This window comes from Prevotella sp. (genome assembly GCF_051059605.1).
Classification (GTDB): Bacteria; Bacteroidota; Bacteroidia; order Bacteroidales; family Bacteroidaceae; genus Prevotella.
Genome location: NZ_CP050883.1, coordinates 847,025 through 860,367 on the forward strand (window position 1 = coordinate 847,025; position 13,343 = coordinate 860,367).

Here is a 13,343-nt window from a genome sequence, read left to right on the forward strand (position 1 = left end):
TTATTATATTGTTATACTATTCCGAATAATTTTATCCAAATTCTCCTATAAAAAGCCAACAAGTAACGTCTGATAGGATATAAGCTCATCCAAATGAACGAATACACTTTCCATTTCATTCCGTCAGTACTATCAACTCTGTCATGTCCTTTTCTGTAAAATCCAATAGCTTTTCCTAATATATCGCTTCTAAGGCAATGCTCGTCACTAAGATTACCATCACCTCTGAGTGTTATTGCGTCATTGTTTATTTTTACAATTCTATGTAACACAAATTTGTGTGGCAATATTTCGGCAAGAACAGCATCACCAACTTTTATACAGTCAGTCTTTTTCAATAAAGCCTTATCACGGTTATCTTCCAAAAAAGGACGCATACTATAGCCTCTAAGTGTTAGGGTTACAGTATGTCCTTCTTTAAGGATATTAGCAATTTCAGGCAATAGCAATGCATTGCTAAAAGTTTTTTTTATTGTTTCGATATCGTCTTTTGACATATTTCTGCAGCTTCCTTCTCTGGTGTACAATGTAAAGTGTAAATAGATACTTTTTCAATTATCTTAGTTACTACATTGCATATATTATTAAATATTTCTTTATCCCATTTCATTGATGAGCATGATGGTAATACTGAGGCAAACGACTGTACAGGTGATAATCTCTCTACACTGTTTGATTTAGCTCTGTCAATACGTGTGATGGCTCCGAGTGGCGCTTTTACATCTCTGTAACATGGAGTCTTACCGCTCCACGGGCTACCATATATATATGGGCTACCATCTATTAACCTTATCACAGGATTATCATCATTCATAAGGTCACAATTTGGTATATATCTCAACCATAAACTGACCTGAGTACTTTTACCCGTACCACTTTTTGCTATGAAAGCATAGCCATAGCCGTTGTGTCTAACCAATGAAGCATGCACAAGAATGGTGTCTTTAGAGCTTCCCGCAAAAGCCATAATAAGCATTAGGGCATTGTTTAACCCAAAACTTTGCATCGTGCGTGTGCCATAAAGTCTGCATTTGCAATCAGAAAAATCTTTGTTCGTGATCAAAAGTACGCAGTCATTATCCTTGATATTCTTGATAACAAACTGATATCCACCATCATCAAGTAGGTCAACAACCGTATCCCCATTCCCTGTATCAAAAGCCCTTATTCTATGAACTCTATCACCTTCAATAAGTGTAATAGACTCATCAATGGTAAGTTTAAATAATAGTTCTTCGTTTACCGGCTTCTCGCATTTGAATGGAATAAATGATGGCAATAAACTTAAAATATTAAGTTCATTGCCATCATTGTTGATGTTTATTATATGGTCAGCGATCCTATAATATGAATTCATAAAACTATATATTTTATAGTTTATATTAGTTCATAGGACCATTTCCTTGACCACCCATCATACCGCCATTTCTATGACCGCCCATCATTCCACCTTCTCTTTGATTAGGTTTTTCTCCTTTAGGCGCCATGCGTTCGTGCTTTTTGTTATTTTTCTTAGCCTCGATGGCATTTTTCTCAATCTTCTTTGCAGTTTCATCATCAGGGAAAATACCCTTGAATTGGAATTCACTATTAGATATATCTTTTATCAAATAATGAAATTTGCTCTTTTTCTTGGTATTCGTAAATGAATACTTCTTTTTCATATATAGCAACTTCTTTTCCAAATCTTTACGATCTTTACTCCATGTAGTTACACATGTAGCATGCTCCATATGCAATTTCGCAAGATAATCGCGAAGTTGATATGAATAGTTGTCACGACTATACAAGAATCCTGTCTTTTCTATCCAAGCAGAATCAACTTCTTGAATATCAGTGAAATATACTGTGGAATCATTGAATGATGCACCAAATCCATACATATAAACTTTGTTTATATTTCCCGCGAAAACAGGCTGCATGGCTACAGATGCCAAAGCCGCAATTATTAATCTCCTCAATCTCATTTACCTTTGATTTATTATTCTATATTCAGTTATAACGTATTGTTAATTGTATTATTGTCCAAGATAAGACTTTAGATATTTATTTTTTGTATTATGGCGAAGACGGCGTATGGCTTTTTCCTTTATTTGTCTGACGCGTTCACGAGTAAGACCATATTTGTCACCAATCTCTTCCAATGTCATTTCTGACTGATTAATACCGAAAAATGCTTCTACAATGCTACGCTCTCTCTCATTGAGAGTTTTCAAAGCCCTTGATATCTCGTCGCGCAAAGACTCCTGCACAAGCTGATTGTCAGCCATTGTAGCATCATTGTTTGGAAGCACATCTAAAAGACTATTATCTTCTCCATCAATAAAAGGTGCGTCTACAGACACATGTCTACCATTGACCTTCATAGCATCTGCTATTTTGTCTTCTGGTAAATCTATTTTGTCAGCAATCTCCTCGATACTCGGATAACGTTCATTTTCTTGTTCAAATTTGTTCAGCATCCGATTTATCTTATTTACAGACCCAACTTGATTCAACGGCAATCTAACGATTCTGCTTTGTTCAGCTATAGCCTGTAAAATACTTTGCCTAATCCACCACACCGCATAGGATATAAATTTGAACCCTCTAGTCTCGTCAAATTTCTCTGCAGCTTTTATCAATCCCAAATTTCCTTCGTTAATCAAATCTGGCAGACTAAGTCCCTGATTTTGATATTGTTTTGCAACAGAAACCACAAATCTTAGATTAGCTTTCGTAAGTTTCTCTAGAGCAATGTGGTCACCTCTTTTAATACGTTGCGCAAGTTCAACTTCTTCCTCAACAGAAATCAAATCTTCATGACCTATTTCCTGTAAGTATTTATCGAGCGATGCACTTTCTCGATTAGTTATTGATTTTGTGATTTTCAGTTGTCTCATTAAGCGTTAAATTTATTATGTGCGTGGCAAAAATACGGTTTTTATATTTCTTATGCAAATATTTTGTCGTTTTTTTATATTGAATGCCAACAAATTGAAAGACAAACACATACATAAAAAACATGGTGGACATCTCTGCCCACCATGTAAAATTATATTGTTCACTATTATTCTGAAAGTTTTACCACTTTATAGTCACGTTTTCCTGTCGGCCAAACACCCTTAATAATTAAAACAGGATCCTTACTTGTAGAAGTACTCTTTACTAAATCCTGAAGGTCACTGATGCTCTTTAAAGGTGTGTCATTAGCATATTGCATAATGAATCCTTCACCTATGCCGCCATCTTTAATAGAACCTTTGCTAACTTTAGTTACTTCAAGACCGAAACTAATATCCAAATCCTTCTTTTGCTGTTCGCTAATAGGACGGTAGCTAGCCCCTAATACATCTAGGTCTGCAGTCTTAACAACCTTAGTGTTACCTTGTGCATTCTTTAGCTGTATGGTCTTTGACTTTTTGTTTTTATTGTGAAGATAAACAATGTTTACCTCATCACCAGGACGCTTCTTTGACAATAGCTCCTGAAGTTCCGACATTTTTGTTATCTTCTTACCGTCAGCATTGATAATAACATCTCCCTTTACTATACCTGCTGCAGCTGCAGAACTACCTTCAACAACGTCTGCTACGTATACACCTTCATTTGTGCCGAGGTCAACATCTTTGTGATCGTCTTTTTGGCTATTGATGTAATTAAGTACATCGCCACCCTGAATACCGAGTACGGCGCGTTGAACAGTGCCATATTGTTTCAAGTCACCAACGATTTTATTCATAATTGTTGTTGGAATTGCAAAACCATAACCACTGTAAGAACCAGTCTGTGAATACAGCATTGCATTGATACCAACAAGTTCACCACGTGTATTTACCAACGCACCTCCAGAGTTTCCAGGATTGATGGCTGCATCAGTCTGTATGAAACTTGAGATAGAAGGGCCTTCGCCACCTCCGCCGCCAATAGAACGGGCTTTTGCACTTACAATTCCTGCAGTCACAGTAGAACTAAGATTATATGGGTTTCCTACAGCTAGAACCCATTCGCCTACCTTGAGGTTGTCACTATCACCAATAGGAAGAGTAGGGAGATTCTTTGCATTAACTTTTATAAGTGCCAAGTCTGTATTAGGATCTGTACCAACAATTCTTGCAGAAAACTCTCTGTTATCGTTCAATGTAACGGTAAGTTCATCAGCACCATTAACAACATGATTGTTTGTTACGATATATCCGTCTTCACTTATAATAACACCACTACCAGTAGCTTCTCTTTTTGGAGTCTGCATCTGACGCTTCTGGCTGCCACCATTATTTTGATTTGGGTTACCGAAGAAGCCAAATGGATCGAAGAAATCAAAAGGATCGCTTTCTCCTGCATCAACAGTTTGCACTTTTGAATTCTGTACATATTTAATATGCACAACGGCAGGAACAGCTTTCTCGGCTGCATAAGTCAAATCTACAGGCTGAGCCGGAGCAGCATTCATAATAGCAGGTGCAGCATTTGCACTTACAAATGTACCCGCTGAGAGACCAAGTGCAATTATGCACGCGGTGACATAAACACGATTACCGTAATTTTTCATAATCTAATATTATTCTAGTTTATACTTTCAATTATCAATTGCTTGCAAATATATAAGCAATAATCGTAAAAGAAGTATTTTTGTTTAATTCTTTATTCGATTTTAACACTTATATTTAACACTTTAACGGCTCTTAAACGTGCAAAATATAATTTTTAAACTTATTAATGACCTTTTTAAAACATTATTGATTAAAAGCCCAAAATAGATAATTCCTTATTCTCAATTATAATACAAGAGTTGCAAAACAATAGTTAATTTATAATGTCTATATTTGATATCCACTATTGCTTTTTTTTAGATTTATAATACGTCTCCTTCAAAAGATTTTTATAAGTATTGATATGTGCCATAATATATGGGTGAATATGAAATTCAAACGACAATATAATAAAAAAGCCTTTATTTATTTTGAATTACGTCTATCTTGCACTATCTTTGCATTAATGATTTCTATAGATAAAAACATACTAAAGCTTGCAATACCTTCGATAATATCAAATATTACCGTACCACTTATCGGACTTGTTGATCTCACGATAATCGGACATATAGGATCCGCATCATACATCGGTGCCATTTCTGTTGGAACAATGATATTCAATGTAATATATTGGATGTTCGGATTTTTGAGAATGGGCAACAGTGGCATGGCATCACAGGCGTTAGGCCGTAGGGATAATAAAACTTTAAGACAACTTCTTGTGCGCTCTATGATAATAGCCGTTTCTATAGGATCAGCACTTATTATATTGCAGCATCCGTTGCGTGAATTGGCTATCTGGGCAATCAGTCCGTCTAAAGATGTAATATCTCTTACAGCTGTATATTTTAATATCTGTATATGGGGTGCGCCTGCCGTATTATCCTTATATGGTTTGAATGGATGGTTTATCGGAATGCAGAATACCAAGATACCAATGTATGTTGCTATTTTGCAGAATATAATCAATGTAATTTTCAGTCTGCTGTTTGTCTTGGTTTTCAAAATGAAAATAGAGGGTGTTGCCTATGGCGCATTGATTGCACAATGGAGTGGCTGGGCTATAGCTATGTTTTTTGTTATGAAGCGGATTAAACTGATTGAAGGTTTCGGCAAGATACATATAGCCCTGAAATGGATGGATATATTTAGTGTAAACCGTGACATATTTATAAGAACATTATTTTTGGTTTCGGTGAATCTCTCATTTATCGCAGTCGGAGCGCGCCATGGTGATATAATACTTTCTGTAAACACGTTATTGATGACCTTCTTCACTATATTTTCATATATCATGGATGGCTTTGCATTTGCTGCCGAAGCATTATGTGGTAAAGCCTACGGCGAACAAGATAAGGCTAAATTTAGTCTTACAGTAAGCCGACTCATGCGTTGGGGATTATATATGGCAATCGCATTCACATTATTATATATAAGTGGTGGTCATAATTTTTTGGCATTGATAACTAATAATAAAGATGTTATTGCCGCTGCTTCACCATATATGTTTTGGGCAATACTCATACCAATATGTGGATTTATGGCATTTGTTTTCGATGGCATCTACATCGGTTCTACTGCCACGCAATATATGTTGATTTCATCATTCATAGCTACAATATGTTTCTATTCGGTGTATTTTTCCTTGGAGTCTAGATTTGGGAACCATGCACTATGGATCGCCTTCATATTGTTTTTATTGATGCGTGGAGTTATTCAACAAACATTATTAAATAAGGTAAAATCTAAAATAGTTCAATTATGATTATATTATATGTTTTGGTAGGATTAATACTCGGAGGTGGTGTTGCCTATATGTTTTTAAATGGTAAACTGACACAGGCCAAAGTTGCTTATGGAAGTTTGGAAACACAACTCAATGCTGAAAAGACATTGCATGAAAATGATGTGAATGCCTTAAAGGATAAATACGAACATGAACTGGAACTGCGTAATGAGCAGAATTCTAAAGAGAATGCTATGCGCCAGCAACAATTCAACGAACAACTTAATACAATCAAGGAACAATTCCAAAATCTTGCAACAAAAGTTTTGGAACAGACTACTGCTAAACTAAAGACTGATAATATTGAATCGATAGACAATATTACCAAACCACTGAAACAGAATATAGTTCAACTTCAAGATGCCATTAGTAAGACGAATAATGAGACTGCAAAGAATACAGCATCACTATCTGAACAACTAAAGACGATGGCTGAACAGACTGATAAGATTAACCAATCAGCTACAAGACTTACAAATGTGATGCGTGGTGCAAATAAGGTGCAGGGAAATTGGGGAGAACTTGCGTTGATGAATCTTCTAGACAGTCAGGGACTCCGTCTCGGTATAGATTATGATGTGCAGCAGACTATAACTGACGAAAAAGGTAATGCTGTTATCAATGATGAAAGTGGAAAGAAAATGATCCCCGACGTTGTGCTGCATTATCCAAACAACGAAGATGTCATTATCGATTCAAAGATGACAATTGATGCTTATGCTAATTACATGAATGCAGAAGACGAAATTGCAAAGAAGAAGTATACCGATGATGTTGTTAAGAGCATACGCACTCAGTTCACGCAACTTTCAAAGAAGGATTACAGTGCTTATGTGAAGGCCCCTAGATGTGCCATCGACTTTGTTATTATGTATATTCCTTATGAGGGAGCTTTGCAACTGGCTTTAGCATCTGATCCTAAATTGTGGCATGATGCATTTGAGAAACACGTGTTTATCACCAGTCAGCAAAACCTCATGGCTATATTAAAGATCATACAGATTGCATGGAGACAGTACACACAGTCTGAAAATCAGAAACGTGTATTCGATATGGCTGACGAACTGCTTAAACGAGTAGGGGAATTCATTAAGCGATTTGATAAGGTTGGAAAGGATATAGAGATCTTGCACAAAGATTATGATGAAGCTAATAAAAAGGCTCATACTGGAAGACAGAGCATCGTGCAAAAAGCAAACGACTTAAAGTTGTTGGGAGCAAAAGAAAGTGCTAACCTTCCAATCCCAGAAGCTGACCCTTCACTTGAATGATAATTCATATTTAGCTCTGCTTTTTGAATTATCATGCATGTATTTGCCTTTTTATGCAATTTATTTACACCTAAAATAACTATTTTATTAAAAAATAGTTGCAAATTGACAAATAACCACTCAAAAATGTTACAGTTATACAATTATTTAGTATATTTGCATGCAAGTTAATACATAAAAGGTAAAATAAGATATGATACTGGATACAGAAATGTTACGAAGCTTTTATGCTTCATATTCAGAAAGCGTAGATAAAGCTAAAGAAACAATCAAGCACCCGCTCACGTATGCCGAGAAAGTGCTTTTTGCACACATGTATGATAATTCAGATCTTAAACCATTTAAAAGGGGTGTTGATTATGTGAATTTTCGTCCTGACAGAGTTGCTATGCAAGACGCGACAGCACAGATGGCTTTGTTGCAGTTTATGAATGCAGGAAAAGATAAAGTTGCTGTTCCGGCATCCGTGCATTGTGATCATCTTATCCGTGCTGATGTTGGTGTAGAGAAAGATTTACCTTCAGCTACAGCTACAAATAAAGAAGTTTATGATTTCTTGAAGTCTGTATCTAAAAAATATCATATTGGTTTTTGGGGTCCTGGAGCTGGCATCATTCATCAGGTTGTTTTAGAAAACTATGCGTTCCCTGGTGGCATGATGGTTGGAACAGACTCTCATACTCCTAATGCTGGTGGCTTGGGTATGGTTGCCGTTGGTGTGGGAGGTGCTGATGCTGTGGATGTTCTGACGGGACAACCATGGGAACTAAAGATGCCTAAGTTTATTGGAGTTAGACTTCACGGCAAATTGTCAGGATGGGCTAGTCCGAAAGACGTTATTTTAAAGATATTGGGCATACTTACTGTAAAGGGTGGTACCAATTCTATATTGGAATACTTCGGTGACGGACTTGAATCAATCTCAACAACAGGCAAAGCTACTATTTGTAATATGGGAGCTGAATTGGGAGCAACATGCTCTATATTCCCTTATGACAATAACGCCGACGAATATCTTAGAAATACAGGACGTGAAGAAGTTGCAACTTTCGCGAAAAACAATATAACGAATCTTCGTGCAGACGATGAGGTTTATGCTACACCAGAAAAGTATTACGACCAGATTGTTGATATCAACCTAAATGAAGTTGAGCCACATCTTAATGGTCCATTCACTCCAGATGCAGCAACTCCTATATCACAGATGAAAGTTAAGGGACCAGCCAATGACTATCCAATGGATGTTGAGGTGGCTTTGATAGGAAGTTGCACCAACTCTAGCTATCAGGATTTGGCACGTGCCGCAAGTGTTGCCCGACAGGCATATAAACAAAATATTCCAGTAAAGGCACAACTTATTATAAATCCTGGATCTGAACAGATTAGATGTACTGCAGAACGTGACGGAATTCTTGATGATTTGAAGAAAATCGGAGCCGTGATAATGACAAATGCTTGCGGACCATGTATTGGGCAGTGGAAACGTCATACTGATGATAACAATCGTAAGAACGCTATTGTCACATCATTTAATCGTAACTTCCGACGCCGTGCAGACGGTAATCCAAATACATACGCTTTTATTGCTGGGCCTGAACTTACAACGGCGATAGCAATATCTGGCAGATTGGACTTCAATCCTGCAACAGATATGGTTTGCGATAAAGATGGAAACTATGTGAAGCTTGATGAACCAACTGGATTTACATTCCCTCCAAAGGGATTCACTGTTGAGAACAACGGATTTATCGCACCATCAGAAAGCAACAGTGATATTAAAATAGTTATATCAGAACAATCTGATCGACTACAAAAGTTGGAACCGTTTGCAGAATGGAGCGGTAAGGATTATAAAGATATGCTTTTACTTATAAAGACGAAAGGCAAATGCACTACCGATCATATCTCTATGGCAGGACCATGGCTTAAATTCCGTGGCCATCTGCAAAACATATCTGATAATCTTCTTATGGGCGCAGTTAATGCTTTCAATGATGAAAGTAACTGTGTGAAAGACCAATTAGACGGAGAATATAAGGAAGTATCCAGTGCTGCTAAAGACTATAAGCAGAATAACATAGACTCTATTGTGATTGCTGAAGACAATTATGGAGAAGGCTCTAGCCGCGAACACGCTGCAATGGAACCACGTTTCCTAAATGTAAAGGTTATATTGGCAAAGAGTTTCGCACGTATACATGAGACAAATCTTAAAAAACAAGGTATGCTAGCGCTTACCTTCGTAAACAAAGATGATTATGACAAGGTGCAGGAAGATGATCGTATTTCTATTTCTGGTTTGACAGGTTTCGCGCCAGGCAAACATCTGACTGTGATATTGAAACACAATGACGGTTTAACAGATGAGATAGAGGTTGAACATACTTATAATGATACGCAAATAGCATGGTTTAAAGCCGGAAGTGCTCTTAATTATGCAAGGTTAAACAAATAAGATTAGGGTAATTATTCTAAGGATTTTACTTTTTATCTCTTTGCTTTTTTTACTTTATTGATTATGAAGAAGGAATATTTAATTTACAAACTGTCTGATGCAGTTAAGAACACGTGCAAGATTCCACAGGAAACTTTCCAGGAATATGGCGTGAAAAGAGGACTTCGCAACGAAGACGGTTCCGGTGTCCTTGTAGGACTTACCAATATAGGTAATGTTGTAGGGTATGACCGTGATAAAGACGGCAAACTCCAGCCATGCCCAGGAAAACTTTTCTATCGTGGTTATGAAGTTGACGACTTGGTATCTCCGCTTTTAAAAGAGAAGAGATTTGGATTTGAGGAAATAGCTTTTCTTTTACTTTCTGGCAAACTGCCTGATAAGGAAGAATTGGCTGCATTCCGTGAACTGCTGAATAATAATATGCCACTTGACCATCGTACAATAGTTCATATCATTGACCTTGAAGGATCTAATATTATGAATATATTGGCAAGATGCGTGTTGGAAATGTATACATTTGACCCTAATCCTGACGATATAAGCCGTGACAACCTTATGCGACAGAGCATTGAGCTTATTGCCAAATTCCCAACAATCATAGCTTATGCTTATAATATATACAGACATAGCGTTCAGGGACAAAGCTTGCATATACGTTACCCGAAGGAGAATCTTAGTATTGCTGAGAATTTCTTATTTATGCTGAAGCATAATCAGTATACAGAACTAGATGCGCGAACGCTTGACCTTCTGTTGATTATTCAGGCAGAACATGGTGGTGGTAATAACTCTACATTCACAGTTCGTGTGACGTCATCAACTCGTACAGATACCTATTCAAGTATTGCGGCTGGTATTGGTTCTTTGAAAGGTCCATTGCATGGTGGTGCTAACATCAAGGTTATCAACATGTTCCATCACTTGAAAGAGCAGATTAAGGATTGGAAAAATACAGATGAGATAGACACATATCTAAACCGTATGCTTAACAAGGAAGCGTATGACAATACAGGACTTATCTACGGTATCGGCCACGCTGTATACACAATGAGTGATCCTCGTGCAGTTGAATTAAAGAGACTTGCAGGTGAGTTAGCTATAGAGAAGGGACGTAGAGAAGAATATGATTTCTTATGTTTGCTTGAACAAGAAGGTGTTAAAAGTGTTTCAGCTTTCAGAAAGACAAAGAAACCTATTTGCGCAAACCTTGATTTCTACAGTGGATTTATCTATGAGATGATTGGTCTGCCACAAGAAATTTATACACCTATATTTGCGATGGCGCGCATCGTTGGATGGACTGCTCACCGCATTGAAGAATTGAATTATGATGGAAGAAGAATCATTCGTCCAGCATATAAGAATATACAAGGGCAGAAAGAATATCAGCCAATTGACAAACGATGAAGCAATTAAACAAACAATAAAGACAACAACATTATATTTACGATGAAAAAAATTATTCTATTGATGCTGCTCATGTGCACTTTATGTGCGCATGGTCAGCATAATGGTTATTATACGCAATACTATAATAACCCTGAACTATTGAAGCAAGCAAAAACATGGGTAGAATCAGGTGAGTGGCGACAAGGTTTTAATGGTGCGGCTCCTCACAGTAGTGTCAACGTTATTGATTTCTACCAGCAGTATCAGCGCAATCCTAAAGCATGGCAAGCCATGTTCCGTTGGTTGGCTACACATGATTTACTAGCTATTCCCGCCGGCAGACATGAAATTGAGGGTACTGATTTGGTTGTAAGTGTTGAGGACAGCGAAAACAGACCTTTAGAGAAACAAAACAGTGAAAGTCATTATCATCATATTGATTTTCAGTATGTTGTAAGTGGAGTAGAGAGATTTGGCGTTTTAGACCATTACACAAGTACTCCTAATTGTAAATATGACGCTCGTAAGGATGTCATACATTATAATTATAAAGCAGATCGCACACGTTTTTATGATAGTAAGCCTGATGAATTCTTTATTTTCTTTCCTAGAGATTGGCACATCGCAAAGATAAACAATCCTGGAAATAATCAAAAGATAAGAGTGATTGTCGTTAAGCAAAAAGCGATTTTATAAGTTATGATTATTCATGTTGTAACAGAATTGTAATTGATATTATTCTTTAATTCATATAGATATGCCTAAATTTGCGAAATATTAGTGTTTTATCTGTAATAGAAATTAATAATGCATTATTCAGAGATAATATTTTTTGGATGCTTTATCGCATTCATTGTAGCTATTCTATTGGTCGATCTTCTGGTTATTGACAAAGAAGCCCACGAAGTTTCAATGAAAGAGGCTGGAAGTTGGACGGCGGTATGGATAACTTTAGCTCTAGCTTTTTCGGCTTTTTTGTGGTTTCATGGTGATTTGGTGCATGGCATACATAATATGTCTGACCTGCAATTGGTCGTTTCCAAATATGCAGATCACATGAAAATCAATCCTAATGATTTTGAAGGTTCTGTGCAGATGTACCGTCAGCACATGACTATTTCTTACATAACAGGTTATTTAATAGAAAAGACTTTATCCGTTGATAATCTGTTTGTTATGATGATGATATTTACATCATTCGGAGTTAAGAAAAAAGATTATCAAAGAGTTCTTAACTGGGGTATTCTCGGTGCTATAGTCATGAGGTTTATCTTCATATTCCTTGGTGCAGCTGTGATAAGAAAATTCGACTGGGTACTGATTGTATTTGGTGGTTTCTTACTCTACAGTGGTGTGAAAATGTTTATCGACAGAAACAAAGATGAAAGTCATGTTGATGTTGAGCATCATCCTATAGTGAAACTTCTCAGGAAGTATTTCCCGTTTATTTCACCGTTAATGGTAACTGTGATATTCATTGAGTTCAGCGATTTGATATTTGCTTTTGATAGCATTCCTGCGGTATTCTCAGTTTCGTTGGATCCTTATGTTGTATTCTTCTCAAACATATTTGCGATATTGGGATTGAGAGCAATGTTCTTCCTTCTAGCTGGTGTTGCTGATCGTTTCAGGTATCTCAAACCGGGTGTATGCGTACTTCTTGTATTCATTGGCGTTAAACTGCTTATACATGAGTATGTGGAGATTGGAACTATAGAATCATTGATATTTATTCTAGCTGTTCTCACGGTCAGCATAGGACTGTCATTGGTAATTCCTGAAAAGAAAAAACTACAATAAACAATATTGAAAGGCGGCAGATTAACGGTCGCCTTTTTTATTTATTTAACAGCGATGGTAACACTTGTTACTAGCTGAATGGCAAAATATGTTTATATTTGCATCTAATTAATAAACACACATTA

11 protein-coding genes are annotated in these 13,343 nt (G+C 36.8%); 6 read left to right on the forward strand and 5 right to left on the reverse strand.

Annotated elements, in window-relative coordinates:
• Positions 1-11: 11 nt before the first annotated feature.
• From HEQ28_RS03315 to HEQ28_RS03335, 5 genes are all read right to left on the reverse strand, one after another.
• Positions 12-497: a S24/S26 family peptidase gene (locus tag HEQ28_RS03315; protein WP_434503764.1), complete on the reverse strand. Its 486-nt coding sequence runs from the start codon at positions 495-497 to the stop codon at positions 12-14.
• Positions 470-1,357, reverse strand: coding sequence for a hypothetical protein (locus tag HEQ28_RS03320; RefSeq protein ID WP_434503765.1), 888 nt, complete (start codon positions 1,355-1,357; stop codon positions 470-472). Before HEQ28_RS03320 ends, HEQ28_RS03315 begins: the two co-directional genes overlap by 28 nt.
• A 25-nt stretch (positions 1,358-1,382) precedes the next feature.
• Positions 1,383-1,967 (reverse strand): hypothetical protein, encoded by a 585-nt coding sequence (locus HEQ28_RS03325; protein WP_434503766.1) that lies wholly within the window; start codon positions 1,965-1,967, stop codon positions 1,383-1,385.
• A gap of 51 nt (positions 1,968-2,018) precedes the next feature.
• On the reverse strand, positions 2,019-2,882 hold the full coding sequence (locus tag HEQ28_RS03330; protein WP_434503767.1) for a sigma-70 family RNA polymerase sigma factor: 864 nt from the start codon (positions 2,880-2,882) through the stop codon (positions 2,019-2,021).
• Positions 2,883-3,049: 167 nt separating this feature from the next.
• Positions 3,050-4,531, reverse strand: a complete 1,482-nt coding sequence (locus HEQ28_RS03335) for a trypsin-like peptidase domain-containing protein (RefSeq protein ID WP_434503768.1) — start codon at positions 4,529-4,531, stop codon at positions 3,050-3,052.
• A 446-nt stretch (positions 4,532-4,977) separates the two neighbouring features.
• Here HEQ28_RS03335 and HEQ28_RS03340 point away from each other — a divergent pair, with 446 nt between their 5' ends.
• The 6 genes from HEQ28_RS03340 to HEQ28_RS03365 all read left to right on the forward strand — a co-directional run bounded on the left by HEQ28_RS03340 (position 4,978) and on the right by HEQ28_RS03365 (position 13,218).
• Positions 4,978-6,279 (forward strand): MATE family efflux transporter, encoded by a 1,302-nt coding sequence (locus tag HEQ28_RS03340; protein WP_434503769.1) that lies wholly within the window; start codon positions 4,978-4,980, stop codon positions 6,277-6,279.
• Entirely contained in the window at positions 6,276-7,571 is a 1,296-nt protein-coding gene (gene rmuC / locus HEQ28_RS03345; RefSeq protein ID WP_434503770.1) for a DNA recombination protein RmuC, read from the forward strand. Before HEQ28_RS03340 ends, rmuC begins: the two co-directional genes overlap by 4 nt.
• A 193-nt stretch (positions 7,572-7,764) precedes the next feature.
• Positions 7,765-10,026, forward strand: coding sequence for an aconitate hydratase (locus tag HEQ28_RS03350; RefSeq protein WP_434503771.1), 2,262 nt, complete (start codon positions 7,765-7,767; stop codon positions 10,024-10,026).
• A gap of 63 nt (positions 10,027-10,089) precedes the next feature.
• Positions 10,090-11,436: a citrate/2-methylcitrate synthase gene (locus tag HEQ28_RS03355; RefSeq protein WP_434503772.1), complete on the forward strand. Its 1,347-nt coding sequence runs from the start codon at positions 10,090-10,092 to the stop codon at positions 11,434-11,436.
• Positions 11,437-11,478: 42 nt separating this feature from the next.
• Positions 11,479-12,114, forward strand: a complete 636-nt coding sequence (locus HEQ28_RS03360; RefSeq protein WP_434503773.1) for a YhcH/YjgK/YiaL family protein — start codon at positions 11,479-11,481, stop codon at positions 12,112-12,114.
• A 111-nt stretch (positions 12,115-12,225) separates the two neighbouring features.
• The gene (locus HEQ28_RS03365; protein WP_434503774.1) at positions 12,226-13,218 is read left to right on the forward strand and encodes a TerC family protein; all 993 of its coding nucleotides are present in this window, start codon (positions 12,226-12,228) and stop codon (positions 13,216-13,218) included.
• Positions 13,219-13,343 lie beyond the last annotated feature (125 nt).